Here is a 25,505-nt window from a genome sequence, read left to right on the forward strand (position 1 = left end):
TGATAAGGGTTGACAGTGACGGATACTCCCGAGTCCTTCGATAGCGAGCCGGTCGATCCGGCCGCCGCCAGCGCGGCGGTGGTCCAGCACGACCGCATCGAGCCGGTGGGGCTCGAGGTGGAGATGCAGCGGTCCTACCTCGACTACGCGATGAGCGTGATCGTGGGCCGTGCCCTGCCGGACGTACGGGACGGACTCAAGCCCGTACACCGCAAGATCCTCTACGCCATGTTCGACTCCGGCTACCGTCCGGACCGCGGGTACGTGAAGTGCTCCCGGGTGGTCGGCGACGTGATGGGTCAGTTCCACCCGCACGGCGACTCGTCCATCTACGACGCGTTGGTCCGGATGGCCCAGCCGTGGTCGCTGCGCTACCCGCTGGTCGACGGCAACGGCAACTTCGGTTCGCCCGGTAACGACCCCGCCGCCGCCATGCGGTACACCGAGTGCAAGCTCGACCCGCTGGCGATGGAGATGCTCCGGGACATCGACGAGGACACCGTCGACCTCCAGGACAACTACGACGGCCGGGCCAAGGAACCGACGATCCTGCCGTCCCGGATCCCGAACCTGTTGCTCAACGGCTCCGAGGGCATCGCGGTCGGCATGGCCACCAAGATCCCGCCGCACAACCTGCGGGAGATCGGCGCGGCGGTCCAGTGGTGCCTGGAGAACCCGGACTCCGACGAGGCGACCACGCTCGACGCGCTGCTCGAGATCGTCAAGGGTCCGGACTTCCCCACCTACGGGCTGATCGTCGGACACCAGCCGATCCAGGACGCGTACCGGACCGGTCGCGGCTCGATCCGGATGCGCGCCGTGGTCGACGTGGAGGAGGACAAGAAGGGGCGGGCCTGTCTGGTCGTCACCGAGCTGCCCTACCAGGTCAACCCGGACAACCTGGCCGAGCGGATCGCGGAACTGGTCAAGGAGGGCAAGCTCGCCGGGATCGCGGACATCCGGGACGAGTCCTCCGGGCGTACCGGCATGCGGATCGTCCTGGTGCTCAAGCGCGACGCGGTCGCCAAGGTGGTGCTGAACAACCTCTACAAGCACACCCAGCTCCAGGAAACCTTCGGCGCCAACATGCTGGCCCTGGTCGACGGGGTGCCGCGCACGCTCAACCTGGCCCAGTTCATCCGGTACTACGTCGAGCACCAGATCGAGGTGATCCGGAGGCGGACCGCGTACCGGCTGCGCAAGGCCGAGGAGCGGGCGCACATCCTGCGCGGTCTGGTCAAGGCACTGGACGCGCTCGACGACGTGATCGCCCTGATCCGGCGCTCGCCCACGGTCGAGGAGGCCCGGCAGGGGCTGGTCCAGCTCCTGACGATCGACGAGATCCAGGCGACCGCGATCCTCGACATGCAGCTCCGGCGGCTCGCCGCACTGGAGCGCCAGAAGATCATCGACGAGTTGGCGAAGATCGAGCTCGAGATCGCCGACTACAAGGACATCCTGGCCAAGCCGGAGCGGCAGCGGAAGATCGTTTCCGAGGAGCTCGGCGAGATCGTGGCGAAGTGGGGCGACGAGCGGCGTACCAAGATCCTGCCGTTCGACGGCGAGGTCTCCATGGAGGACCTGATCGCCCGCGAGGACGTCGTGGTCACCATCACCCGTACCGGTTACGCCAAGCGCACCAAGGTCGACCTGTACCGGTCGCAGCGGCGCGGGGGCAAGGGTGTCAGCGGCGCGACCCTGCGCCAGGACGACATCGTCAGCCACTTCTTCGTCTGCTCCACGCACAACTGGATGCTCTTCTTCACCAACAAGGGCCGGGTCTACCGGGCCAAGGCGTACGAGCTGCCGGAGGCGAGCCGTACGGCGAAGGGCCAGCACGTGGCCAACCTGCTCGCCTTCCAGCCGGACGAGCAGATCGCCCAGGTCATCCAGATCCCGGACTACCAGGTCGCGCCGTACCTGGTGCTGGCGACGCAGAAGGGCCTGGTCAAGAAGACCAAGCTGGAGGAGTTCGACTCCAACCGCTCCGGCGGCATCATCGCGATCAACCTGCGCGATGAGGACGAGCTGGTCGGCGCGGCACTTGCCGGACCCGAGGACGATCTCCTGCTGGTGTCCAAAAAGGCACAGGCGATCCGGTTCAACGCCACCGACGAGGCACTGCGGCCGATGGGTCGCGCCACCTCGGGCGTGATCGGGATGCGCTTCACCGACGACGACGTCCTGTTGGCCATGGAAGTGGTCACCGACGGGATGGATGTCCTGGTGGCAACGAACGGCGGGTACGCAAAACGTACGCCGATCGAGGAATATCCGGTGCAGGGCCGGGGAGGAAAGGGTGTGCTGACCGCGAAGATCACCGAGCGACGTGGTGGACTGGTCGGCGCAGTGGTGATCAGCCCGGACGACGAGTTGTTCGCGATCACCAGTAACGGCGGCGTCATCCGGACTCCGGTGAAGCCTGTACGCCGTACACGCGATCGGAACACAATGGGGGTCAAGCTCATGGACCTCCCGGATGGTGTGACGATCGTGGCCATTGCTCGCAATGCCGACGAGCCTGACGAACAGGACTAGTTGATGACGGAGACACAGGCGAAGTCGGGGAGCGCGGGGACCTCGGCCAACCCGGTCGATGAGGAGGCCGCCGCGGGCGGCGCACCAGCGACCGGCCGCGCGGCCGTCGGCCGGGCGGTAGTCCCCGCCGACGCACCGTCGCCGAAGTTCACCCGGGCCCCCGGCATGCCACCCCCGCCGGACCAGCCCGGCGGGGAAGCGGGCAGCCGCCCGACCGAGGCATCCGGCACCGAAGGCGGGTCGCCCTCGACACCGTCCTCCGGAGCGGCGGCCAGCGCTGCCACGTCGGCCGGTGGCCCGTCCGCCGACCGACCGGGCGGCCAGAACCGGCCGGGCGCGCAGAGCAGACCGTCGATGCCGGGCAGCTCCGGTCCGCCGGCATCCGGGCAGTCCGCCCCGGGGCAGACCATGCCGGGCATGTCCGTGCTGGGTCAGCCGGCCCAGGGGGCGCCCACGGGTGGACCGGGTGGTTCGGGTGGCTCGGACGAGGGACGGGCGACAGGATCGGCCCGGCCCAACCCGACCGGTGGCCCGGCCCGTACGTTCGGCGGCGCCGCCGCGGTCGGTGCGGCCCGGGTCAGCGAGGCCGTACGTTCGGCCCGCAGCGCGGTCGGTTCCGCCGCTTCGCGGGGGCCGCGACGGGCCCGGCTGAACCTCAAGCGCATCGACCCCTGGTCGGTGATGAAATTCTCGTTCGCGGTGTCGCTGGTGCTCTTCGTCGTCGTGATCGTGGCGACCTCGGTGCTCTACCTCGCGTTGGACGCGATGGGCGTGTTCGAGAGCGTCAACAGCAGCCTGACCGACCTGATCAACGCCGGTGGTGGGCAGAGTGACAACGCCCTGAAGATCACCGCCAAGGGCGTGATCCTCAGCTCGGCGTTGATCGGGCTGGTGAACGTGGTGCTGTTCACCGCGCTCGCCACGCTCGGTGCGTTCGTCTACAACGTCTGCGCCGACCTGGTCGGTGGGATCGAGTTGACCCTCGCCGAGCGCGACTGACAACGTGCCGACGCCGGGGGCGCCGCAGATATTGCGGTGGCCCCGGCGTTTCGCATTCGGTAGCGTCTGCGACGACCGCAGGGTTACCGGCGCACAATTCGTTGTCGCAGGTCAGCCTGGGGGTCAGCCCCCGAGTTGGGACCTGGCCCTTAGGTACGGTAACCTTGCTCGTCGCACGGGGCTATAGCTCAGTCGGTTAGAGCGCAGAGCTGATAACTCTGAGGTCGCTGGTTCGATTCCAGCTAGCCCCACTTTCAGATCGTCCGACAGCAGTCGAGCGTGAGGGACTGTCATGTTCAAGAAGCTTCTGATCCTCGCCAGCGTTGTCGGCGTGGCGGCCCTGATCGCCAAGAAGGTCAAGGAATCCAACGACGAGCGGGCGCTGTGGCACGAGGCCACCACCGCACCGGACCTCCGGTAATTCGCTCGACCTGGATCGCCCGACCCGGCGGCGTCAGCCGCCTTCCGGGGCCATAGCTCAACTGGCAGAGCACTGCCTTTGCAAGGCAGGGGTTAGGGGTTCGAGTCCCCTTGGCTCCACCAGCACCCTCCTGCGTTGACCTTGGTACGAGTACGGCCATCCGTACCCTCCAGGCCGCTTTCCCGCTGACGCAGGTGTCCGGCGTTGGACGCTGCCGTTGCCAGGGCAGCACGAACAAGTGCCGCCCGTGCAGACGGATCGGCATCGTGGAGGTCACCGCACCAGCCAGCGGCGCTGTCGTTGTCGGAGGGGCCGTCATCCCAGGTGCCCATGTGCTCCCTCTACGTTCGCAGTAAGCGGATCATGAAGCCAAGCGGAGCGATTCGGCACGGATCCGGCAGCGCTCAGTCCCGATCTTGCTCCTGCTGGGGTGCGCGGATGAACCGCCGGTCATGGCTGCTGACCCCGGCGGTCGGGCCGGCGGCACGCAGGATGACGTCCAGCACGAGGTCGGGATCCGCCACGTAGGCCCCGCTGGCCCATGCCGCGTTCGGCTCGATCACAGCCCAGTGGCCGTCGACGACTCCCACATCCACCACGATGGCGGTGGGCAGGGTGTGGCCGAACCCGGCCAGCAGGTCGGCGCCGAAGGCGAGCGTATCGGCGGACGGAGGTCCGAGGCGGAGCCTGCCCTGCTCGGCGTACTGACTGGCGGTGTGGACCGCGCCGTCGAGCAGGTGTAGCCGGTACTCGGCGGCGAAGTCGACGATGTCGCTGACGAGTACGGGGGTCTGCCGGTCGATCGCGTCGGGGCCGGGCAGACGGGAGCCGTCCGTATAGATCATCGCCCGGATGCTCTTGTCGTTCGGCGACTTGATGAACGCCGGTCGGCGCAGTTCGTAGGCTTCGCCGGCCGTGACCAGGGTGATCTCCCGGTGGGTGAGTTCCCTGGGCAGTCCGGTCAGCCAGTCCGGTGGCGCTTCCAGGGGAGCGATACCGAGGATCGGTGCGACGGCGTCGGCGAAGGTCGGCCCCGCGTGGAGGTGATCGGCTCGCGTACCGGCCGGTACTTCGAAGGTGGGCAGTTGGATGGTGTGAAGCCCTCGTCGCTGGGCCGCATCCCGCAGATTCTTCGCGGATGCGGTCAGTCGCGGTGGCAGGACGAGTGTCACGGACGAGGATCCTGCCGCAATCGATCCCGAAACCGGGTACCTGGCCGAATAGGGCCTGTCGCCCGGCGGACTCGTACGCTGTCGGCCGTGGGAGATCTCGCGAGCACCTTACTGACGGCGGTCGGTGTGTTCGCGGGTACGAACGTCGACGACATCATCGTGCTCACGGTGCTGTTTCTTTCCGCGCGGGCCAGCGGGCTGCCGAGGGTGTGGCAGGTCTGGACAGGCCAGTACGCCGGGATCGGCGTACTGGTGGCGGTGTCGGCGGTCGCGGCCCTGGGGTTGACGATCGTGCCGGACGAGTGGGTCGGCCTGCTCGGGCTGCTGCCCTTCGCGTTGGGCGTACGCGGCCTGATCGCCGCGATCCGTGCCCGTGGGCAGGACGAGCCGCCGGGAGCGGGGGTGGCGACCGGACTGGTTTCGGTGGCCGGGGTGACGATCGCCAACGGTGCCGACAACATCTCCGTCTACACCCCGCTGTTCCGTACGGTCGGGTTGACCGACAGCCTGGTCTCCGTGGCGGTGTTTGCCGCACTGACCGCGGTGTGGTGCCTGGTCGGCTCCTGGCTCGGCTCGCACCGGCAGGTCATCGCGATCGTCCAGCGGTACGGGCACTGGATCGTGCCGGGGGTCTTCATGCTCATCGGCGCGGTTATCGTCATCGAGTCCGGGGTGATCGGCCACCTGCGGTGATCTGGCCGGCGGCGGCCGGGCCCCGCCCCGCCCCGCCCCGCCCCGCCCCGCCCCGGGGCATGCTTGCCGGCCAGTGCCGGTGTCCGGCGAGCCTGCCGTCAGGCCCCGGCCGGGCCGGAGTGCGTGCCGACGATCGCCTGTAGGGCGGCGACGTGGGCCCGGTACGCCGCCCGTCCCTCCGGGGTGAACTGGAGCCAGACTCGGGGTCGGGTCTCCCGGACCGCCTTGCGCTGGGTGACGTAGCCCGCCTCGGTCAGGACCGTCACATGTTTGCTGAGTACGGAGGCGCTGACCGACAGCCGTTCCTGGACCACGCCGAACTCGATCTCGGCGACGCTGTCGAGCAGCGCGCAGATCAGCAACCGGTTCGGCGCGTGGATGATCAGGTTGAAGCCGCCCGGCTCCGGGGCCAGGGTGGTCATGCCCCGGCCCGCAACCGACGGCGGTGCCACCAGCCCAGGGCCAGCACCGCCCCGGAGTTGAGGACGGCGGCGACGATCCAGGCCCAGGGGCGGCCGGAGTCGTCCAGCCATGCGGCGGCGAGCGTCACGAACACCAGCGGCGTCGTGGCGAGGATGATCCATCGAGCGTTGATCTTGCCGACCTGCGGTACGACTCCGGCCCGGTCGAAGAAGACCCGCACCATCGCGCCCATGGCGGCGACCAGCACGAGCGTGACCACGATGGTGGCGGCGGTGGGCAGTAGTTGGCTCAGGGTGGTCCCGCCCAGCATCGCCGCGACGGCTGCGAAATACCAGCTCGGTGCGAGTCTGCGGCCGAGCGAGGACTGGGTGTCCTGCACCTGCCGCAGGGCTGCGGCAGCCTCCGCCGGGGTGGGGCGGTGGGCGGTCGGGTCGAGGGGTGCATCACTTGCCATGACGGAAAGTGTGTCCGAGACTTTCCGTCATGGCAAGTAAAGACTTTCGGTAGCGGAAACTCGGGAAGGTCCCGCGGCACCCTCAGGAAGGTTCCGCGTCGCGGTTACGCCGCGACGGCCGCCTCCGCGACCTGTTCGGCATCGGGGCGCAACTGCGGGGTGGCGAGCGAGACCACGAGGTTGAGGATGGCGAACGCGGCGGCCACCATCAGTCCACGGTGGAAGCCCTCGACCAGGGCCTGCTGCTGGTCGAGCCCCTGGGCGACCGCGTCGGTGGTGCGGGTGATGGACAGGGTGGTGACGATGGCCAACCCCAGTGCACCGCCGACCTGGTAGACGGCGGTCACCACGCCCGACGCGGCACCCGCCTCGTGGTGCGCGACGTCGGCCACGGCGGCGATCTGGGCCGGTACGCCGACGCCGAGAATGCCCAGTCCGAACAGGACGAAGCCGGGCAGCAGCTCGGTGGCGTAGCTGCCGGTGGCCCCGGCCCGGGAGAGCAGCAGCAGACCGGCGACGCTGAGCACCGCGCCGGCGAGTTGGAGCGTACGGGTGCCGATCCGGTGCACCAGCTGGGTGGAGAGGGCGGCGCCGACGATCGCGGCGGCACCCATGGGCAGGAAGTGCACGCCTGCGGCCAGGGGCGAGTCGCCGCGTACCTGCTGGAGGTAGATCGCGGTCAGGAAGAACATGGAGAGGAAGCCGGCGCCGTTGAGGGCCAGGGCGGCGCTGGAGACGCTCAGGGCGCGGGAGCGGAACAACCGCAGCGGTACGAGTGGTGCGGCGGAGCGGGCCTCGACCGCGATGAAGGCGATCAGGAGCGCGATTCCGCCGGTGAGGAAGCCGACGACCTCGAGTGAGCCCCACCCGCTCGCCTCGGCGCGTACGACGCCGAAGACGACGGCGAGCAGGCCGCCGGTGCCGAGGAACGCGCCCGCCACGTCGAAGGTCCGGTTGCCGTGCTCGTTGTGGCGGATGTCGCGGACGAAGGTCGGGATGATCGCGACCAGGGCGATCACGATCGGCACGTTCACGAAGAAGACCCAGCGCCAGCTCAGCGAGTCGACGAGCAGGCCACCAGCGACGACGCCCAGGGTGCCGCCGAGCCCGGCCAGACCGCCCCAGACGCCCATGGCGATGTTTCGGGCCCGCCCGTGCGCGAAGGTCACGGTGAGGATGGCCAGCGCCGCCGGCGAGAGCAGCGCGCCACCCAGCCCTTGAACGGCTCTCGCCCCGATCAGGAGCCCCGGCGAGGTGGCGAACCCGGCCAGCAGGGAGGTCACCCCGAACAGGACGAGTCCGCCGACGAACACCCGGCGAGGTCCGAGCAGGTCGGCGGCGCGACCGCCGAGGAGCAGGAAGCCACCGAAGAGCAGGGTGTACGCGCTGATCACCCATTGCAGGTTGTCGGTGCTGAAGTTCAGGTCGGACTGGATGTCGGGCAGTGCGACGTTCACGATCGTCACGTCGAGCACCACGATGAACTGGGCGAGTGCCAACACCGCGAGGGTGGCCCAGGGACTGCGTCGCATTGCGTACCTCATAAGGAAGCCGGCGGCTGATACGTGTACAACGTAGGTATACGACGTACGTTTACAACGTAGACGTGGTCTACGCCGTACACCGGCCTGAGGCGCGAGCTATGAGCAAGGACACAGGGTCAGCGGCGTACGTCCACGCGGGCGAGGTTGAGCAGTTCGTCCACCGACCACTGGTCGTAGGCGTGGGAACCGTACTTACTGGCGATCAGCCGGCCGTCGGTGTCGATCAGGAAGTCGGCGGGTAGGCCGATCCGGCCGTTGGGCTGGCTGGTCGAGGGCAGGGGTTTGCCGTGCCGGACGACCGCCACCAGGTCGAGCGTGATCGAGCGGAGGATCGGGCCCCAGACCCGCGGGTCGAGGAGGGCTCGGGGTGCCGCCTCCACCCCGAACGTGCGGTACCACCGCCGGTCCGGGTCGGCGATCACCGCGAACGGAAGGTCGGCGGTGTGTTCGCGCAGCTCGTCCGCCTCGGAATGGAAGAGGACCACCTCGCGTACGCCGGCCGCCTCGATCTCCGCGTGCCGGCGGACCACGGAACGCAGGTGCAGGTTGCAGACCGGGCAACCGGCGAACCGCCGGAACTGAAGGTGGACCAGTCGATCCGGGTCCGGGACGACCACCGGCTCGCCGTCGACGGTGATCAGTTCCAGGGGGGCGACGAGGTGTCCGGGCGGCAGTCGGTGGGCTCTGTCTCGGGGCATGTCAGTCCTCTCTGTAGGCGTACGGTGTACTCCTACGAGGGTAGGCGTATGGCGTACGCTGTCAAGGCCATGCCTCGTCCGAAGTCCCTCACCCACGGCCGGATCGCCGCCGCGGCCCTCGCCGTGATCGACGGCGCCGGGCTCGACACCCTCTCGATGCGTACGGTCGCGCAGGAACTCGGCATCGGCACCATGTCGCTGTACCGCTACGTGGAGGACCGCGAGCAGCTCGAACAGCTCGTGGTCGACCTGGTGCTGAGCGAGCTGGACCCGAGCGCGCCGGACGGCTCCTGGACCGAACGCGTGACCGTCCTGGCCGAGCGGATCCGGGAAGCGGTCGCCGCACACCCCGCTGTCGTACCGCTGTTCCTCAGCCACCGGCACCGCAACCCGCACGTGATGGCCTGGGGTGAGGCGGTGCTCGGCATCCTCACCGAGGCCGGGTTCGCCGACCGGCGGCGGGTCATCGCCTTCCGTACGCTGATCAGCTATCTGGTCGGCGCGTTCAGCGCCGAACAGCTCGGCCCGCTCTCCGGGCCGGGCACCGTCGTGCTGGCGGAGCTGCCGCCCACGCCGTTCCCGCTGCTCGCCGAGACCGCCCGGACCGCGCGGGAGATCCCCGCCGCAGAGGAGTTCCGGGGCGGGCTCGCCATCGTGCTCGCCGGACTCGGGACGGCCACCACACCCTGATCACCCGAAGCACTAGACGAGGGCGATCGGCAGGGCTGACAAATGTCATGGTCAGGTGGTGACGCGCGGCCGATCGGGACCGGCGCCCGACGGCGCAACCTGGTCCCATGACGAGATCAACGACCGTGGTGCCGGCCGCACCACGGGCGGTCAGCGGTGCGGGGAACCCCGCCGTGGAGCTGACCGGACTGACCAAGACCTTCGGGTCGGTGACCGCCGTCGACGGGCTCAGCCTGCGCATCGAGCCCGGCGAGGTGGTGGCCTTCCTCGGGCCGAACGGCGCCGGCAAGACCACCACGATCGACATGCTGCTCGGCCTGGCCCAGCCGACCTCGGGAACCGTACGGGTCTACGGGCAGGCGCCCGCCGAGGCGATCGGGCAGGGCCGGATCGCCGCCGTCATGCAGACCGGTGGACTGCTCAAGGACCTGACCGTGGCGGAGACGGTACGGATGACCGCCACCTTCTTCAGCCACGCCCGTCCGGTGGCCGAGGTGCTCGACCGGGCCGGCATCACCGGGATCGCCGACCGTCGGGTGGGTAAGTGCTCCGGCGGCCAGCAGCAGCGGCTCCGGTTCGCCCTGGCACTGCTCTCCGACCCGGACCTGATGGTCCTGGACGAGCCGACGACCGGGATGGACGTCGAGGGGCGGCGGGACTTCTGGACCGCGATCCGGCAGGACGCCCGAACCGGACGCACGGTCCTGTTCGCCACCCACTACCTCGAAGAGGCGGACGCGTACGCCGACCGGATCGTCCTGGTCCGGCAGGGGCGGATCGTCGCCGACGGCACCAGTGCCGAGATCAAGAACCTGGCCGCCGGCCGGCTGGTCCGGGCCACGCTGCCCGGCGCCGACCAGGTACGGCTCGCCGCACTGCCGGGCGTCGACTCGGTCGAGGTACGCGGCGACACCGTACTGCTGCACGCCACCGACTCCGACTCGGTGGCCCGGCACCTGCTCACCACCACCGCCGCGCGGGACCTGGAGATCACCTCGCGCAACCTGGAGGACGCGTTCATCGCCCTCACCGCCGCCGAGGCCCCGAGCCGTGACGCCGGTGGCACCGCGATCGAAGACCGGAGGACCCGATGACCAGCACCGCCTCTGTCCGGCAGACCGTGAGCCGGCAACGTCCGGCGCTCGGTGGCTTCACGCCGACCTTCCTGCTGTTGGAGATCCGTCGGGTGCTGCGCAACCGCCGTACGATGATCTTCATCCTGGTCATGCCGGCGGTCTTCTTCCTCCTGTTCGGCCTGCCGCAGCGCGGTCAGACCCTCGACAACGGCTCCCCGGTCACCGGCTACATCATGATCAGCCTGGCTGTCTACGGCGCGATGGTCGCGACCACCAGCGGCGGCGGCATGGTCGCGGTCGAACGCGCCCTGGGCTGGAGCCGGCAACTCCGGCTCACCCCGCTGCGTCCGGCCGCGTACGTGACCACCAAGGTGCTGACCGCGATGGCGCTCGGCCTGGTCGCGGTCGTGGTCGAGTTTGTCGTCGGCGGGGTTTCCGGCGTACGGATGCCGGTGCACGTCTGGGTGCTCGCCGGGCTGGCCGCCTGGATCGGCTCGCTCGTCTTCGCCGCCTTCGGACTCTTCGTCGGCTACCTCGCCCCGGCCGAGAACGTGATGCAGTTCCTCGGCCCGATCCTCGCCATCCTGGCCATGTTCGGCGGCCTCTTCGTGCCGCTCGAAGTGCTGCCGCAGGCCATGCAGGACATCGCCAGGTTCACCCCGGTGTACGGCGTCGGCGAGATCGCCCGCAGCCCGCTGACCGGATCGGGGTTCACCCTGGGCGCGGTGGTGAACGTACTGGCCTGGACCGTCGCCTTCGGCTTCGGCGCCGCCCGCCTGTTCCGGCGCGACACCCAGCGGGTATGACCGGGGACACCGCCGGGCTGGTTAGGGTGGGCCGGTGACCTCCCCGCCCCGGTCGGCCCGGTGGTGGCCCGGCAGCCACGGCCGGCGGGACCTCGGCTGGGTGGTCGGCGCGATCTGGCTGGTCTACCTGAGCCAACCGATCAGCTCCGCCTGGAACCACCCGCCCGGATTCGCCCGGGACCTGGCGGTCGGCGCGCTGGCCGCCTTCGGCCTCGCCTACGTGCTCATCTTCGTGCTGGTGGTCCGGGCCCGGCTCCGGCGGGCGGGCACCGGTACGCCGACCACCTGGGGGATGCTCGACAACCGGCTGAACTGGGTGCTGCTCGCCCTGCTGCTCTGCCTCGGCCTGCTCGCCATCCCCGGCGCCGGTGCGGACTGGCTGGTCACGATCGTCTACCTCGCCACCGCGGCGGTGCTGCTGCTGCCACGGCGTACCGCCCTGCTGGTGGTCGCCGTGCTGGCGGTGGTCGCGGCCGTCGCGCCGCTGGCTGTACCGGCCTGGCGCAGCCAGTCCCACCTGGTCTTCTCCGTCCTGCTGGCCGCGTTCGCCACCTTCGGGGTGACCCGGCTGGCCGAACGCAACGCCGACCTGCTCAGCGCGCAGCGGGAGATCCACCGGCTGGCGGTCGCCGGGGAACGGGCCCGTGCCGCCCGCGACCTGCACGACATCCTCGGGCACTCGCTGACCGTGGTGGCGGTCAAGGCCGAACTCGCCGGACGGCTGCTGGAGGTCGACCCGTCCCGGGCCGCCGTCGAGATCGCCGACGTGGAGCGGCTGGCCCGCGAGGCGCTGGCCGACGTACGGGGCACCGTCGGGGCGTACCGTGAGGTCACCCTGGCCGGCGAACTGGCTGGCGCCCGCTCGGCGCTGGACGCGGCGGGCATCCGGGCCGACCTGCCGGACTCCGTTCCGGAACTGCCGGCGGGCCGGGCCGAGTTGTTCGGCTGGGCGGTCCGGGAAGGGGTGACCAACGTGGTACGACACAGCGGCGCCCGGTGCTGCACCGTCCGGCTCGGCCCCGATCACGTCGAGGTGCTCGACGACGGCCGGGGACCGGTCGGCGACCCTGACCGGTCGACCACCGGACCCGATCCCGCGTACGCCGGTCACGGGCTGGTCGGGCTGCGCGAACGGGCCGACCAGGCCGGCGGGCGGGTGAGGCTGGGCCGGGGTCCGGGCGGTCGGGGTTTCCGGCTCCGGGTCGAAATGGACCGGGCAGATGACCGCTGAGTCCATCCGGTTACTGCTCGCCGACGACCAGGCGCTCGTCCGGGGTGCCCTGGCCGCACTGCTCTCCCTCGAACCGGACCTGACCGTGGTCGCCGAGGTCGGGCGCGGCGACGAGGTGCTCGACGCCGCCCGGCGTACGGCACCCGACGTCGCCCTGCTCGACGTGGAGATGCCCGGACTGGACGGGATCGCGGCCACCGCCGCCCTGCGTGCCGGCGTACCCGGCTGCCGGGTGCTGGTGGTCACCACCTTCGGCCGCCCCGGTTACCTGCGCCGGGCGATGGAGGCCGGTGCGGACGGGTTCGTGGTCAAGGACACCCCGGCCCGGCAGCTCGCCGACGCCGTCCGGCGGGTGCACTCCGGGCTGCGCGTGGTCGACCCGACCCTGGCAGCGGAGACCCTGGCCAGCGGTGTCAGCCCGCTCACCGAGCGGGAGACCGAGGTGCTGCGGGCGGCCAGGGGCGGCGGTACGGTGGCCTCCCTCGCGGCGACCCTGCACCTGTCCGAGGGGACCGTACGCAACCACCTCTCCGCCGCGATCGGCAAGACCGGGGCGCACAACCGGACCGAGGCGGTACGGATCGCCGAGCAGAACGGCTGGCTCCTCGGCGACTGATCCCGGCTCCTCGGCGGCTGAGCCTCGCGGCTCGGCGGCTACGGATCCAGCTCGGCGGCTACGGATCCGGCTGCCGGCCCGGCCCGGTGCCGGTCGTAGCGCTGGCCCTCGATTCATGCGCATGGTGTGATACGTCGGGATCATGACCGAGGGATCGATCGCGGCGGAAGTGAGGGCGGACCAGTGGGCCAGGAAGTACGCGGGGTCATCTCGAGGGCCAAGGGTGCACCGGTGGAGGTGGCCACGATCGTGGTGCCGGACCCCGGACCGGGCGAGGCCGTGGTGCGGGTGCAGAGCTGCGGGGTCTGCCACACCGATCTGCACTACCGCGAGGGCGGGATCAACGACGACTACCCGTTCCTGCTCGGCCACGAGGCGGCCGGGATCGTGGAACAGGTCGGCGAGGGTGTCACCGACGTGGCGCCGGGCGACTTCGTCGTACTGAACTGGCGGGCGGTCTGCGGCGACTGCCGGGCCTGCAACAAGGGCAAGCCCTGGTACTGCTTCAACACCCACAACGCCAAGCAGAGGATGACCCTCACCGACGGCACCGAGCTGTCGCCGGCCCTGGGCATCGGCGCGTTCGTGGAGAAGACCCTGGTACACGCCGGACAGTGCACAAAGGTCAACCCGGCGGCCCGACCGGCCGCCGTGGGTCTGCTCGGATGCGGGGTGATGGCCGGCCTCGGCGCGGCGATGAACACCGGCGGGGTGACCCGGGGCGACTCCGTCGCGGTGATCGGCTGCGGTGGGGTCGGTGACGGTGCGGTGGCCGGTGCGGTGCTGGCCGGCGCGACCACGATCATCGCGGTCGACACCGACCCCCGGAAGCTGGAGTGGGCCAGGGGGTTCGGCGCCACCCACACCGTCAACGCCCGCGAAACCGACCCGGTCGAGGCGATCAAGGCCCTGACCGGCGGGTTCGGGGCGGACGTGGTGGTCGACGCGGTCGGCCGCCCGGAAACCTGGCAGCAGGCGTTCTACGCCCGTGACCTGGCCGGCACGGTGGTCCTGGTCGGGGTGCCGACACCGGAGATGAAGGTCCCCGAGTTGCCGCTGCTGGACGTCTTCGGTCGCGGCGGGGCGCTCAAGTCGAGCTGGTACGGCGACTGCCTGCCCAGCCGCGACTTCCCCCTGCTCACCGAGCTGTACCTACAGGGCCGGCTGGACCTGGACAGCTTCGTCACCGAGGAGATCGCCCTGGAGCAGGTGGAGGAGGCGTTCGCCCGGATGCACCGGGGCGACGTACTCCGCTCTGTGGTGATCTTCTGATGGCGACCCGGATCGACCACGCGGTCACCTCGGGCACCTTCTCCCTCGACGGTCAGACCTTCGACGTGGACAACAACGTCTGGGTGATCGGGGACGACCACGAGTGCGTGGTGATCGACGCCCCGCACGACGTGGAGACGATTCTGCGTACGGTCGGTGACCGGCGGGTACGGGCGATCCTGGCCACCCACGCCCACGACGACCACGTCCGGGTCGCGCCGGAACTGGCCGAGGCGACCGGTGCACCGGTGCTGCTGCACCCGGACGACCGGGTCCTCTGGGACCAGGTGCACCCGGAGGTCGTACCCGATGGTGAGCTGTCCGACGGGCAGACGATCGAGGTGGCAGGGGTGGTGCTCACCGTCCTGCACACGCCGGGGCACAGTCCGGGGGCGTGCAGTTTCCACGTACCCCGGCTCGGTGCGGTGTTCACCGGGGACACCCTCTTCGCCGGTGGCCCGGGGGCGACCGGGCGGTCGTTCAGCGACTTCGGCACCATCGTCGCCTCGATCCGGGACCGGCTGCTGGGACTGCCACCGGAGACCGTGGTGCACACCGGCCACGGCGACCGTACGACGATCGGCGACGAGGCGCCGCACCTGGAGGAGTGGCTGGCCCGAGGCCACTGAGGCGGGGCGTACCGCTCAGGGTTTGAGGGGCGCTGCTCAGGCGTTGAGGTAGGTGAGCACGGCCAGGACCCGCCGGTTGTTGTCGTCCGAGGGTGGCAGGCCGAGTTTGCCGAAGATGCTGTTGATGTGTTTGCTGACGGCCTTCTCGGTGACGAAGAGTCGTTCGGCGACCGCCGCGTTCGAGAGTCCCTCGGCCATCAGGCCGAGGACCTCGCGCTCGCGCGCGGTCAACCCGGCGAGCGGTTCGTCGCGGGTGCGCCGGGCCAGCAACTGGGCCACCACCTCGGGGTCCATCACCGTGCCGCCGGACGCCACCTGACGTACCGCGTCGACGAACTGCCCCACATTGGACACCCGGTCCTTGAGCAGGTAACCCACCCCGCCGCTGCGGTCGGAGAGCAGTTCGCGGGCGTAGAGCTGCTCGACGTGCTGGGACAGCACCAGTACGGGCAGTCCGGGGACCTGTGCGCGGGCTCCGATCGCGGCCTGCAACCCCTCGTCGGTGAACGTCGGCGGCAGCCGTACGTCGACCACGGCCACGTCGGGCCGGTGGGTGGTCAGCGCCGGCAGCAGGGCGGGACCGTTGTCGACCGCGGCGACGACCTCGAAGCCGAAGGCGGTGAGCAGCCGGGTCAGGCCGTCCCGGAGGAGGGCCAGGTCTTCCGCGATGACAACTCGCACGAGAGCTCCATGGTGACGACGGTCGGTCCACCGGGCGGGCTGGTGACGGTCATCGTGCCATCGAACGCGGCCAGGCGACGCCCGATGCCGCGTAGGCCGGTGCCCCGGTCGGGGTCGGCGCCCCCTTGCCCGTCGTCGCCCACCACGACCACGAGCCGGCCGCCGGTGTGGGTCACCTCGATCCACGCCGTACCGGCGCGGCCGTGCTTGGTCACGTTGGCCAGCGCCTCCGCGACGGCGAAGTACGCGGCCGACTCGACCGGCGCCTCCGGCCGTCCGGACAGCTCCACCCGGACCCGTACGGGCAACGGCACGGCCAGGGCCAGGGCCTGTACGGCACCGCTCAGGCCGCGCTCGGCGAGCACCGGCGGGTGGATTCCGCGTACCAGGTCGCGCAGTTCCACCAGAGCCTGGCCGCTGGCCTCCCGTGCCTCGCCCAGCAGCAGTCGGGCGGCCTGCGGGTCCCGGCCGACGAGTTCCTCGGCCAGCCCGATCGTCATGCCGACCGCCACGATCCGGGCCTGTGCGCCGTCGTGCAGGTCCCGTTCGATCCGGCGCAGCTCGGCGGCCTGCGCGTCGACCGTCTCCGCCCGGCTCTCGGTCAGGTCCCGTACCCGTCGGGTCAACGCGGCCGACCGGGTCGGTGCCAGCAGCCAGCGGGCGAAGAGGGCGTGTACGCGCAGCGCCAGAGGTGCCGCCGCCAGCCCGGTGATCAGGATGAGCACCCCCTGGGGGAAGACGAGGAGCCTGGTGGCCAGGTCGTCGACGGGCCAGGTGGCGGCGTACCCGAACGGGCCCAGCACCACCCCGAGCAGGACCGGTTCGAGCACGACGCCGAGCAGCCCGTACAGGATGAGCAGGGTGGGTACGAGCCCGAGGACCAGGCCCACCGGGATTCCGAGCACCAGCCAGAGCAGGTCGCGCCAGGTCGCCGGATCGGTGACCGTGTGCCGGTAACGCTGCCACGGGTTCTGCCGCCCGGCCGGCTCCGGCCGGTAGGGGACCGGGATCGGGACCTCCGCCCACGTACCGGCCGACCGCCGTCGCAGGTTGGCGACCCGGCGTACGGCCGCCGTCACCACCGGTACGGCGAACAGGCCGACTCCCACCACCGTGGTCAGGAGGGACAGCACCGACAGCACGAACAGGGCGATGTTCGCGGTGACGGCCAGGACGGCGTCGGGTAGCCCGCGCAGGGCGCAGAGCAGTCCGTGACGTCCCCACGGCCGCAGGGACCGGATCGACGGGTGCAGAGTTCGGCTGGCCATGCGCCCAGTGTGGACGGTGTCGGGCCGGAGATCAGGGGTGTTAACACCACCGGGGTTCGGGACGTGCCACCCCTGTGCCCGCCGGCCGGATCGGATTGGCTCGAAGCCATGAACAGAACGAGCGCTTTCTTCCGGGCCGTACTCGGCCTGGCCGTCATCTCCACCGTCCTCACCGGGACCGGCACCGCCTCGGCGGGACCGCCGGACGCCGGGCGGGACCCGGCTGTGGTCCGTACCGACAGCGGTTCGGTGCGGGGTGTGGTCGCCGACGACCACCGGTCGTTCCTCGCCATCCCGTACGCGGCACCACCAACGGGCGAGCTGCGCTGGAAGTCGCCGCGTCCACCGGCGAACTGGACCGGCGTACGTGATGCGACGGTGGCCGGTGCCGCCTGCGCCCAACCCGCCGGGATCCCGATGGGGCGCCCGAGCACCGCCGAGGACTGCCTCTTCGTCAACGTGACCACACCGGCCCGGACCACCGGCAGGCGGCTGCCGGTGATGGTCTGGCTGCACGGCGGCAGCCTGAAGTACGGCGCCGGCGACATCTACGGTGCCGGGTCCCTGGCCGTACGGGGCGATGTGGTCGTCGTGTCGGTCAACTACCGGCTCGGCATGCTCGGCTTCCTGGCCCATCCGGCACTCGAAGCCGGCGCCTCCGCCTCCGGCAACTTCGGCATCGAGGACCAGCAGGCGGCCCTGCGTTGGGTACGTCGCAACGCGACCGCCTTCGGGGGCGACCCGGGCAACGTCACGCTGTTCGGGGAGTCGGCGGGCAGCTTCAGCACCTGCGCCCACCTGGCCGCACCGGCCTCGGCGGGCCTCTTCCACCGGGCGATCATGCAGAGCGGTCCCTGCACCGCCGGCTGGTCGCCGTCCACGCCGTCCTCGTTGCGGCCACGCGAGATGGCCAGAAACGAAGGGCTCTCGGTGGCGCGGGACCTGGGGTGCGCCGATCCGGCCACCGCCGCGTCCTGCCTGCGTCGTACGGACGTGGCCGAGTTGCTGGACAAGAGTGACCGGATCGAGTTCGGTCCGGTGCTCGGTGGTCCGGTCCTGCCCGTCGACACGGCCCGTGCCCTGGCCGCCGGCCACTTCAACCGGGTGCCGGTGATCCACGGCGGCAACCGTGACGAGGAACGGCTGCGGGTGTGGGGGATGGAGGTACGCGGCGACAACTGCGGACCCGGGGTGCCGTCCCTGCCCGGTCGGCCCAACGAGTGCCCGCTCACGGCAGACCAGTACCGCGACGAGTTGGACGAGCTGTTCGGTGCCGACGCGGCGAAGGTGCACCGGCGCTACCCGAGTGAGGCGTACCAGTCGCCGAGTGTGGCGCTCGGTGCCGTACTGACCGACCAGATCTGGTCCAGGCCGATCCTCGACACGGTGAAGACCCTGGCCCGGCACACCCCCACGTACGCCTACGAGTTCGCCGACGACCGGGCCCCGTTCTTCGTCGGCGCGCAGGAGCCCGGCTTCCCGCTGGGGGCGTTCCACACCTCGGAACTGCCGTACCTGTTCGACGTCGACTACGCGGCACCGCTCAGTGACGCCCAGGCCCGGTTGGCGGAGCAGATGATCGGCTACTGGACGCGCTTCGCGCACACCGGGAACCCGAACGGCGGGGGTGCGCCGTACTGGTCCGAGTTCTCCGGGGAGCGGGTGCAGTCCCTGGCGCCCGGAGCCGTGGGGCCCGTCGACTTCGGTCGGGCGCACCGGTACGACTTCTGGCGATCCCTCGGCAACTGAACGCCCGGTCTACGTCCCCCGGTGGCTGCCACCGGGGGACGTACCGCCGTCCGGCCCCGCCCCGGCCGTACCCGCGTCGGCTCCACCCTCGGCCGGGGCATGGTCGGCGGGCGAACCGTCAGCCGGGGCGTGGTCGTCGTCCGGGCGGACGAAGAACCGGCTGAGGGTGCTGCTGGCGAAGGTGGCGCCGAGCGCGCTGCCTGCGGCGATGCCCCAGCCGAGCGGGCCGAGCGGGGTGCAGCCGAAGAACTGGCTCACCCCCGGGGTCTGGATCACCCCGGCCAGGACCGCCAACGAGCCCGCGGTCGAGACGAGTACGGCAGGGCTGGCGCCGCCGTCCACCACCGTCTGGCCGAGTTGGGTGCCGACCAGCGAGGCGAGCGCGATGGTGCCGGCGCGGCGCTGCCGTCCGGTGTACCGGGCCAGGGTCCAGCCGGCGGTGGCGCCGAGGGTGGTGGTCGCGGCCCGGGAGGCGATCTCCCGGTTCAGGCTGCCGCCGAGCGAGCTGTCCGGTCCTTCGAGCAGCAGGCCGTCGGTGGCGTCCGGGTTGGGTGCCCGGATCGCGATCGCCATCGCGGGGGCCAGGTCGGTGAGCAGGTTGACCAGCAGGAGCTGTCGACCGTTGAGGGCGGACCGGCCGGTGGCGGCGGCGGTCAGCACGCTGAACGCGATCTCGCCGAGGTTGCCGCCGACCAGGATGCTCAGCGCGTGGCGTACCGAGGACCACATGGCCCGGCCCTCGACCAGGGTGGCGATGATCGTTTCGAGCCGGTCGTCGGTGACCACCAGGTCGGCGGCGGCGCGGGCGGCGGGGGTGCCGCGTTGACCGAGCGCGATGCCCACGTCGGCGAGCCGGATCGCGGGGGCGTCGTTGGCCCCGTCACCGGTCATCGCGACCACCCGCCCGGCCTGTTGCAGGGCCTGGATGATCCGTACCTTGTGGGCCGGGGTGCACCGGGCGACCACGTCCGTACGGGCCAGTCGCTCGGCGAGCGCCGCGTCGTCGAGCCGGTCGAGTTCGGTGCCGGTGGCGACCCGCTGCTCGGTGTCGTCGGTGCTGATGATCGAGGCGATCGCGGCGGCGGTGCCCGGATGGTCGCCCGTGATCATGATGGTGTGCACACCGGCCTGCCGGATCCGGGCGACCGCGGGTGCCGCGCTGGCCCGTACGCCGTCGGCGAGGGTCAGGCAGCCGACGAAGGTCAGGTCGGTGACGTCCGCGTCGGTGACCGAGTCGTGGTCGAGCACCCGCTCGGCGACCGCCAACACCCGCTGACCGGCCCCCGCGTGCCGGCCCATCATCTCCTGGAGCGCCTCCCGGCCGGCGTCGTCCAACGCCTCGTCGCCGTTGCGGGTCCGCTTCCGTCCGCACCGGGGCAGGATCGTCTCCGGTGCCCCCTTCACGCTGAGCAGGTACGTCTGGTGCCGGTTGCCGACCGTCGCGTGGTAACCCCGGGACGGCTCGAATGGCAGCGCGGCGGCGTACTGCCAGCTACGGCAGCCGGTGGTCGGCTGGACCTCGGCGGTCTGCGCCCCGACCAGCACCGCCCGGTCGGTCTGCCCGCTGAGCTGCTCCGGCTGGTCCGCCTCCGGGGTGGCGCGCAGGGCGGCGGCGAGGACGTGGCGCAGCGTACGGTCGAGCGCGTCGACCTCGGCGTACCGCTCGCTGTCGGCGACCCCGGCGAGCCGCAGGTGGCCCTCGGTCAGGGTTCCGGTCTTGTCGAAGCAGAGCACGTCGACCCGGCCGAGGGCCTCGATCGTGCGTGGGTTGCGGACCAGTGCCCCGTGGTCGGCCAGTCGCCGGGCGGCGGCCAGTTGGGCCGCGCTGACCAGGAACGGCAGCCCTTCCGGCACCGACGCCACGGCGAGGTTCGCGGCGGTCGCGGCGGTCTCGGCCAGCGGTACGCCCCGGAACAGTCCCGCCCCGGCGACCGCCATCGCGGCACCGGCGGCGACCGGGATGGTGGCCTTGGTCAGCTTGGTCAGCCGGGCCTCGACACCGCTGCCCGGTGGCGCCTGGCGGGCCAGCGCCATCCCGCGTCCCACCTCGGTGTCGGAGCCGGTCGCGACCACCACCGCGACGCCCCGGCCGGCGGCGACGGTGGTTCCCTCGTAGAGCATCGAGTGCCGGTCGGCGACCGCCGCGGCGACCACCGACCGGGTGTCCTTCGTGACCGGCAGGGACTCGCCGGTCAGCGACGACTCGTCCGCCTCCAGGCCGGCGGCCTCCAGCACCCGGCAGTCGGCCGGGATGGCGTCGCCGGGTCCGACCAGGACGATGTCGCCGGTGACCAGGTCGTTCGCGGCGACCACCCGTTCCGCGCCGTCGCGCCGGACCCGGGCGGTGACCGCCGAACGGGACAGCAGCTCGGACAGCGACTTCTCCGTGTTGATCTGGTGGATGGCGCCGACCAGTGCGGAGAGCCCGACCACGCCGCCGACCAGTGCGGCGTCCACCACCGAGCCGACCGCTGCGGAGAGGCCGGCCCCGGCGACCAGCACCGGGGTGAGCGGGTTGGCGAGTTCGTCGACGAAGGCCCGGCCGAGACTCATGCCCTGGTGGTCGTCCGCGCCGGTGTCGCGCCCGCGCCGTTGCGCCTCCTGCGAGCTCAGCCCGTCCGTGCCGGTGTCCAGGCGGGCGAGCACGGTCGGCACCGGCATCAGGTGCCACGGTGTGGCGACCCCGGTCGGTCGCGCGGTGCCGTGCGTGGGCAGCCGTTTGGCCCGCCAGATGCCGTTCGCCAGGGCCATCGCGCCGGCCAGGTTGACGCTGTTCATCGTCCGGCGGGGCAGCAGGTTCACCGGGGAGGTGAAGGCGGTCAGTGCGCCGAGGCTGGTGCCGGCCGCGGCCAGGGCGATGTTCTGCCGGGTCAACATCTTGGCCACGCCGACCGCCTCGACGATGAACGCGGGTACCTCCAGGTCCGCGCCGACCAGCAGGTGCGCGCCCCACGGCGGGGCTTCGGCCGGGTGCCAGATGCCCAGTCCGCAGTCGGCCGCGCCGAGTGCCCGCCGGTCGCCGGAGACGAGCATGACCATCGCCCCTTCGGCCTGCAACGATCGGATCGACGCGGTCAGGTCGGGGCCGCCGGGCACCACGGCGTCGGCGAAGTCGTACCGGTCGGCGTCGGCGCTCGCCACGACCAGCCGTACGCCGACCCGGCGGGTCGCCGACGGCAGGGCGTCGACGCCGGGTGCCGGCTCCGGTTCGTACTTGACCGCCGCCGCGAGTTCACCGCCGTGGGCGAGCCCGAGCACGGTGCCACCGGAGTCGAACAGCCGGCTCGCCTCGGGGTGGTCGTTCGGCGCGGCCAGGCCGAGTTCGGCGAAGGGGCCGAGCCGCCAACCGTCCGCCTGGCGCAGCTCGTCCGGGGCGGTCGGGTCGAACAGGGCGAACGCCTGGGCGGCGACCTCCTCCGGGTCGCCGGCCAGCGGCACCAGGTCGGTCAGGGTGCCCCGGTTGGAGTGCAGCACCGACTCGTCCAGCACCAGGGTGTCGACCCGGTCGAGTTCGCGCAGCACCGAACGGTCCATGGCGATCACGCCCCGGGCGGCGAGCGCCCGGCCGAGCTGGGCGGCGTAGCTCTCGCGGCCGTCGAACGGTGCGTTGGACAGGCCGGACATGGCCAGCGCGGCGGCCCGTTTGGGGCCGGCGAACGGCAGGGCGGTCGCCCCGGCCAGGGCGCCGGCGGTCAGCATCCGGGCGACGTACCGCTCCAGTGGGCCGTCCGGTTTCGGGCGGGGGCGCCCGTCGAGCAGGGGGCCCGCCGAGGCCAGTTCGGGCGTACCGGCGAGCCGGGGTTCGGCCTCCTGCCAGGCGGTGAGCTGGGCCCGAGCCTCCTGCCACTGCAACACCCGCTGCGCGCCGTCGAGCAGGATGCCCGCCCACCCGCCGGTCAGGCCGAGCGCCAGCGCCTCGGCCAGCGGCAGGAACGAGTCCGCCCGGTGGTCGCCGCGCAGGCTCTGCCCGACCAGCGCGTGCAGCTTCGGGTGCATGTCGATCGCCTTGAGCAGCCCGGCGAACTCGCCCGGCAGCGGGGTGAAGGGCAGGATCCGGGTGGCCACGGTCAGCCCCAGGCCGAAGGCGTCGGCGGCCAGCGTGGAGACGGCGCGCCGGGTCCGTGGGCCTTCCTCCGGCGGGTGCGGTTGCCGGTCGTCGGGGTGGTGCTCGCAGTCATCGGTACGTTCGGTCGCGACGATCGCCGCGATCAGGTCCCGCAACCGGGGTGCGGGGTCGTCGACCGCCACCACCACCCGACCGGTGGGTGCGTTGACCCGGGCCCAGCGCACTCCGGGGATCCGTTCGAGCGCTTCCTCCACCCGGTGGGCGAGCCGTTCGCTGCCGGGTTGGGCGACGCCACGTACCTCGATGTGGTGGCGGCCGGGTCGGGACCGTACCCCGCGTTGGGTGAGTCCGGCGGCGCGCGCACCCTGACCGGCCAGGGCTCCCGCCCGGTTGGCCAGCTCCTGGGCACCTCGGGAGACACCGCTGAGCAGGTTCGAGACGGTTGGCGTCGGCAGGGCTCCGGTGAGGTTCAGTCCGAACGGCGTCATCGAGCCGCGCGGATGACGGCTTCGTGCCGCTGCGACTGCTGTCGACTCCTGATGCTCGTGTACGCCATATCGCCCCCCGGATCCACGGTCGGCCCTGGCTTCCCAGGTGTGGGTACGTTATGCGTGCCAAGGTGACGAAGTTTCCTGGTTTTCGCCCCGCCCCGGCGCATGGACGCGGTCGACGGTGGAATGCCAACCGGCACACGTCGACCCTGGGAGGCAGCCATGAACGTCAGCGTCCTGCATGACCCGCGCAAGGTGGTCGAGTTGTACGCCGGAAGGGTGCGGATCCCCGGTTTCGGCGAGATCGCGGCCCCGCCACCCGACAAGATCGCCTACTACGCCGGTCTCGGCCTGCTCGCCGCCCTCCAGATCATCGAGTGGCCGCTGGCCCTGGTGATCACCGCCGGTCACCTCATCGCCGACCAGCACTTTTCCGGGTTGGCCAAAGGATTAGGCGAGGCCTTGCAGCAGGCGTAGCGGCTTCGGTACGCGCCCGGCCCGGCCCGATTCGGCTTGACCTGAACCCCGGTTCATGTTCGATGCTGGTGCCTCGCGACCGGTCGACCACCGGCCGGAGTGGAAGGGGCGCCGCCTCATGATCGAGTTGTCCCGGTGACCGCGCTGCTGGCACCGACGCCGACGGCGCAAGGGCTGTTCGACCGGCGGTTCCGGGGGCTGAGCGTGGGCATGGTGGCGCTCATCTCGCTGCTCGCGTTCGAGGCGCTCGCGGTCGCCACCGCGATGCCGACCATCGCGCACGCCCTGGACGGGTTGCGGCTGTACGCGCTCGCCTTCGGCGGGCCGGCCGCCGCCGGTGTGGTCACCATGGTCGTCGCCGGGATGTGGAGCGACGCGCGTGGCCCGGCCGCCCCGGTACGGCACGGCGTTGCCTGGTTCGTGGTCGGTCTGGTGGTCGCCGGTACCGCCCCGAACATGGTGCAGTTCGTGATCGGGCGGGTGTTGCAGGGACTCGGTTCGGGCCTGCTCATCGTGGCGCTCTACGTGGTGGTGGCGCGGGTCTACCCGGAGGCGCTGCACCGGCGGGTCTTCGCCGCGTTCGCCGCCGCCTGGGTGGTCCCGTCGCTGGTCGGACCGGCGATTGCCGGCCTGATCGTGCAGTACGTCGGCTGGCGCTGGGTGTTCCTCGCCGTACCGGCGTTGGCGGTGCCGGCGGTGCTGCTGATCCGCCCGGCTCTGCGCGGGATGGGCGACCAGCCGGCGCGTCGGCTGGTGCCCGGCTCGGTACGCCGGATCGGGTGGGCGTGCGGGGCCGCGGTGAGTGCCGGACTGCTGCACGTCGGGGGGCAGCAGCACGGCACTCTCGAGGTCGTGTTGATCGTGTCGGCCCTCGCCGGCCTGGGGTTGTGCGTACCCCGGTTGTTGCCGGCCGGGGTGCTCCGGGCGGCGCGCGGGCTGCCGACGGTGATCGCGTTGCGCGGGCTGGCTGCGGCGGCGTTCGTCGGGGCGGAGGTGTTCATCCCGCTGCTGCTCACCCGGGAGCGGGAACTCGCCCCGGCGCTCGCCGGTGCCGCGCTCGCGGCCGGTGCCGTCTCCTGGTCGCTCGGCTCGTGGGTGCAGGGGCGGGTACGGCAGCCGAGGTCGCGGGCCACCCTGCCCCGGGTCGGGTTGCTGCTGATGGCCGCCGGTATCGCCGCCGCCGCGCCGCTGATGCTGGCCACGGCGGTGCCGGTGGTGCTGGGCATCGTCGCCTGGGCGGTGGCGGGGCTCGGGATCGGGCTGGCCTACCCGTCGATCTCGGTGCTGACCCTGGAGCTGTCGGAGCCGCAGGAGCAGGGGCGCAACAGTTCGGCACTCCAGCTCAGCGACTCGTTGTCGGGTGCGACCGTACTGGCGTTCACCGGGGGGTTGCTCGCCGCGACGACCGCACCGGGGCCGGGTACGTACCTGGCCGGGTTCGCGGTCGCCACCGGTCTGGCGTTGCTGGGTGGGCTGGTCGCCGGCCGGGTGAACCCGCGCACCTGAGTGTG

At 71.5% G+C, this 25,505-nt stretch carries 23 protein-coding genes and 2 tRNA genes; 16 read left to right on the forward strand and 9 right to left on the reverse strand.

All coding sequences use genetic code 11. The features are described 5' to 3' along the window. Nucleotides 1-15: 15 nt before the first annotated feature. The 5 genes from gyrA (at nt 16) to OIE47_RS13725 (ending at nt 4,080) form a co-directional block, all read left to right on the forward strand. Complete coding sequence (gene gyrA, locus OIE47_RS13705; protein WP_326561870.1) at nt 16-2,538, forward strand: DNA gyrase subunit A; 2,523 nt, start codon at nt 16-18, stop codon at nt 2,536-2,538. A 3-nt stretch (nt 2,539-2,541) separates the two neighbouring features. Further along, a complete protein-coding gene (locus tag OIE47_RS13710; protein WP_326561871.1) occupies nt 2,542-3,537 on the forward strand; it encodes a DUF3566 domain-containing protein in 996 nt (331 codons plus the stop codon). Nucleotides 3,538-3,714: 177 nt separating this feature from the next. After that, a tRNA-Ile gene (locus OIE47_RS13715) sits at nt 3,715-3,788 on the forward strand. Between the two features lie 41 nt (nt 3,789-3,829). Continuing rightward, a complete protein-coding gene (locus OIE47_RS13720) occupies nt 3,830-3,958 on the forward strand; it encodes a DLW-39 family protein (RefSeq protein WP_211349269.1) in 129 nt (42 codons plus the stop codon). Between the two features lie 46 nt (nt 3,959-4,004). Further along, nucleotides 4,005-4,080, forward strand: a tRNA-Ala gene (locus OIE47_RS13725). Here OIE47_RS13725 and OIE47_RS13730 read toward each other — a convergent pair. Both OIE47_RS13730 and OIE47_RS13735 read right to left on the reverse strand, forming a co-directional pair. Next, nucleotides 4,051-4,290, reverse strand: a complete 240-nt coding sequence (locus OIE47_RS13730; protein ID WP_326561872.1) for a DUF4259 domain-containing protein — start codon at nt 4,288-4,290, stop codon at nt 4,051-4,053. The two genes, OIE47_RS13725 and OIE47_RS13730, sit on opposite strands and share 30 nt — an antisense overlap. 72 nt (nt 4,291-4,362) lie before the next feature. Next, a complete protein-coding gene (locus OIE47_RS13735) occupies nt 4,363-5,130 on the reverse strand; it encodes an ATP-grasp domain-containing protein (protein ID WP_326561873.1) in 768 nt (255 codons plus the stop codon). 87 nt (nt 5,131-5,217) lie between these two features. Here OIE47_RS13735 and OIE47_RS13740 point away from each other — a divergent pair, with 87 nt between their 5' ends. After that, entirely contained in the window at nt 5,218-5,823 is a 606-nt protein-coding gene (locus tag OIE47_RS13740; protein ID WP_326561874.1) for a cadmium resistance transporter, read from the forward strand. 98 nt (nt 5,824-5,921) lie between these two features. On the opposite strand, the gene OIE47_RS13745 is transcribed toward OIE47_RS13740, so the two are convergent. From OIE47_RS13745 to OIE47_RS13760, 4 genes are all read right to left on the reverse strand, one after another. Continuing rightward, complete coding sequence (locus tag OIE47_RS13745; RefSeq protein WP_326561875.1) at nt 5,922-6,245, reverse strand: transcriptional regulator; 324 nt, start codon at nt 6,243-6,245, stop codon at nt 5,922-5,924. Further along, nucleotides 6,242-6,700: a hypothetical protein gene (locus OIE47_RS13750; RefSeq protein ID WP_326561876.1), complete on the reverse strand. Its 459-nt coding sequence runs from the start codon at nt 6,698-6,700 to the stop codon at nt 6,242-6,244. The genes OIE47_RS13745 and OIE47_RS13750 overlap by 4 nt, the downstream gene beginning before the upstream one ends. Nucleotides 6,701-6,804: 104 nt before the next feature. After that, entirely contained in the window at nt 6,805-8,232 is a 1,428-nt protein-coding gene (locus tag OIE47_RS13755) for an MFS transporter (RefSeq protein WP_326561877.1), read from the reverse strand. Nucleotides 8,233-8,360: 128 nt separating this feature from the next. Continuing rightward, complete coding sequence (locus tag OIE47_RS13760; RefSeq protein WP_326561878.1) at nt 8,361-8,942, reverse strand: peroxiredoxin-like family protein; 582 nt, start codon at nt 8,940-8,942, stop codon at nt 8,361-8,363. A gap of 69 nt (nt 8,943-9,011) precedes the next feature. Between OIE47_RS13760 and OIE47_RS13765 the strand changes: the two genes are divergently transcribed. The 7 genes from OIE47_RS13765 (at nt 9,012) to OIE47_RS13795 (ending at nt 15,262) form a co-directional block, all read left to right on the forward strand. Then, nucleotides 9,012-9,632 carry a TetR/AcrR family transcriptional regulator gene (locus OIE47_RS13765; RefSeq protein ID WP_326561879.1) on the forward strand — a complete coding sequence of 207 codons (621 nt, stop codon included), beginning with the start codon at nt 9,012-9,014 and terminating at the stop codon, nt 9,630-9,632. 107 nt (nt 9,633-9,739) lie between these two features. Continuing rightward, nucleotides 9,740-10,726 (forward strand): ABC transporter ATP-binding protein, encoded by a 987-nt coding sequence (locus OIE47_RS13770; RefSeq protein ID WP_326561880.1) that lies wholly within the window; start codon nt 9,740-9,742, stop codon nt 10,724-10,726. Further along, on the forward strand, nt 10,723-11,514 hold the full coding sequence (locus tag OIE47_RS13775) for an ABC transporter permease (protein ID WP_326561881.1): 792 nt from the start codon (nt 10,723-10,725) through the stop codon (nt 11,512-11,514). The genes OIE47_RS13770 and OIE47_RS13775 overlap by 4 nt, the downstream gene beginning before the upstream one ends. Before the next feature lie 34 nt (nt 11,515-11,548). Next, the gene (locus OIE47_RS13780) at nt 11,549-12,745 is read left to right on the forward strand and encodes a sensor histidine kinase (RefSeq protein WP_326561882.1); all 1,197 of its coding nucleotides are present in this window, start codon (nt 11,549-11,551) and stop codon (nt 12,743-12,745) included. Next, nucleotides 12,735-13,361: a response regulator transcription factor gene (locus OIE47_RS13785; protein ID WP_326561883.1), complete on the forward strand. Its 627-nt coding sequence runs from the start codon at nt 12,735-12,737 to the stop codon at nt 13,359-13,361. Before OIE47_RS13780 ends, OIE47_RS13785 begins: the two co-directional genes overlap by 11 nt. 183 nt (nt 13,362-13,544) lie before the next feature. Continuing rightward, nucleotides 13,545-14,633 (forward strand): S-(hydroxymethyl)mycothiol dehydrogenase, encoded by a 1,089-nt coding sequence (locus OIE47_RS13790; protein ID WP_326561884.1) that lies wholly within the window; start codon nt 13,545-13,547, stop codon nt 14,631-14,633. Beyond that, a complete protein-coding gene (locus tag OIE47_RS13795; RefSeq protein ID WP_326561885.1) occupies nt 14,633-15,262 on the forward strand; it encodes an MBL fold metallo-hydrolase in 630 nt (209 codons plus the stop codon). The genes OIE47_RS13790 and OIE47_RS13795 overlap by 1 nt, the downstream gene beginning before the upstream one ends. Before the next feature lie 36 nt (nt 15,263-15,298). On the opposite strand, the gene OIE47_RS13800 is transcribed toward OIE47_RS13795, so the two are convergent. Further along, entirely contained in the window at nt 15,299-15,943 is a 645-nt protein-coding gene (locus OIE47_RS13800; protein ID WP_326561886.1) for a response regulator transcription factor, read from the reverse strand. After that, nucleotides 15,895-17,211: a sensor histidine kinase gene (locus OIE47_RS13805; protein ID WP_326561887.1), complete on the reverse strand. Its 1,317-nt coding sequence runs from the start codon at nt 17,209-17,211 to the stop codon at nt 15,895-15,897. Before OIE47_RS13805 ends, OIE47_RS13800 begins: the two co-directional genes overlap by 49 nt. Before the next feature lie 108 nt (nt 17,212-17,319). On the opposite strand from OIE47_RS13805, the gene OIE47_RS13810 reads away from it, so the two are divergent. Then, nucleotides 17,320-18,960 carry a carboxylesterase/lipase family protein gene (locus tag OIE47_RS13810; protein ID WP_326561888.1) on the forward strand — a complete coding sequence of 547 codons (1,641 nt, stop codon included), beginning with the start codon at nt 17,320-17,322 and terminating at the stop codon, nt 18,958-18,960. 9 nt (nt 18,961-18,969) lie between these two features. Here OIE47_RS13810 and OIE47_RS13815 read toward each other — a convergent pair whose 3' ends face one another. After that, the gene (locus OIE47_RS13815; RefSeq protein WP_326561889.1) at nt 18,970-23,514 is read right to left on the reverse strand and encodes an HAD-IC family P-type ATPase; all 4,545 of its coding nucleotides are present in this window, start codon (nt 23,512-23,514) and stop codon (nt 18,970-18,972) included. Nucleotides 23,515-23,739: 225 nt separating this feature from the next. Between OIE47_RS13815 and OIE47_RS13820 the strand changes: the two genes are divergently transcribed. Beyond that, nucleotides 23,740-23,994, forward strand: coding sequence for a hypothetical protein (locus tag OIE47_RS13820; protein ID WP_326561890.1), 255 nt, complete (start codon nt 23,740-23,742; stop codon nt 23,992-23,994). Between the two features lie 135 nt (nt 23,995-24,129). Continuing rightward, entirely contained in the window at nt 24,130-25,500 is a 1,371-nt protein-coding gene (locus tag OIE47_RS13825; protein ID WP_326561891.1) for an MFS transporter, read from the forward strand. The last annotated feature ends 5 nt before the right edge of the window (nt 25,501-25,505 follow it).

Source organism: Micromonospora sp. NBC_01796 (genome assembly GCF_035917455.1).
GTDB lineage: Bacteria > Actinomycetota > Actinomycetes > Mycobacteriales > Micromonosporaceae > Micromonospora_G.

What these genes read in the sequence shown, in the direction of transcription:
- OIE47_RS13710 (WP_326561871.1), top strand. Translation starts at nt 2,542, where the DNA reads ATGACGGAGACACAGGCGAAGTCGGGGAGCGCGGGGACCTCGGCCAAC.
- OIE47_RS13720 (WP_211349269.1), top strand. Translation starts at nt 3,830, where the DNA reads ATGTTCAAGAAGCTTCTGATCCTCGCCAGCGTTGTCGGCGTGGCGGCC.
- OIE47_RS13730 (WP_326561872.1), bottom strand. Translation starts at nt 4,290, where the DNA reads ATGGGCACCTGGGATGACGGCCCCTCCGACAACGACAGCGCCGCTGGC.
- OIE47_RS13745 (WP_326561875.1), bottom strand. Translation starts at nt 6,245, where the DNA reads ATGACCACCCTGGCCCCGGAGCCGGGCGGCTTCAACCTGATCATCCAC.
- OIE47_RS13750 (WP_326561876.1), bottom strand. Translation starts at nt 6,700, where the DNA reads ATGGCAAGTGATGCACCCCTCGACCCGACCGCCCACCGCCCCACCCCG.
- OIE47_RS13755 (WP_326561877.1), bottom strand. Translation starts at nt 8,232, where the DNA reads ATGCGACGCAGTCCCTGGGCCACCCTCGCGGTGTTGGCACTCGCCCAG.
- OIE47_RS13760 (WP_326561878.1), bottom strand. Translation starts at nt 8,942, where the DNA reads ATGCCCCGAGACAGAGCCCACCGACTGCCGCCCGGACACCTCGTCGCC.
- OIE47_RS13765 (WP_326561879.1), top strand. Translation starts at nt 9,012, where the DNA reads ATGCCTCGTCCGAAGTCCCTCACCCACGGCCGGATCGCCGCCGCGGCC.
- OIE47_RS13770 (WP_326561880.1), top strand. Translation starts at nt 9,740, where the DNA reads ATGACGAGATCAACGACCGTGGTGCCGGCCGCACCACGGGCGGTCAGC.
- OIE47_RS13775 (WP_326561881.1), top strand. Translation starts at nt 10,723, where the DNA reads ATGACCAGCACCGCCTCTGTCCGGCAGACCGTGAGCCGGCAACGTCCG.
- OIE47_RS13785 (WP_326561883.1), top strand. Translation starts at nt 12,735, where the DNA reads ATGACCGCTGAGTCCATCCGGTTACTGCTCGCCGACGACCAGGCGCTC.
- OIE47_RS13795 (WP_326561885.1), top strand. Translation starts at nt 14,633, where the DNA reads ATGGCGACCCGGATCGACCACGCGGTCACCTCGGGCACCTTCTCCCTC.
- OIE47_RS13805 (WP_326561887.1), bottom strand. Translation starts at nt 17,211, where the DNA reads ATGGCCAGCCGAACTCTGCACCCGTCGATCCGGTCCCTGCGGCCGTGG.
- OIE47_RS13810 (WP_326561888.1), top strand. Translation starts at nt 17,320, where the DNA reads ATGAACAGAACGAGCGCTTTCTTCCGGGCCGTACTCGGCCTGGCCGTC.
- OIE47_RS13815 (WP_326561889.1), bottom strand. Translation starts at nt 23,514, where the DNA reads ATGACGCCGTTCGGACTGAACCTCACCGGAGCCCTGCCGACGCCAACC.
- OIE47_RS13820 (WP_326561890.1), top strand. Translation starts at nt 23,740, where the DNA reads ATGAACGTCAGCGTCCTGCATGACCCGCGCAAGGTGGTCGAGTTGTAC.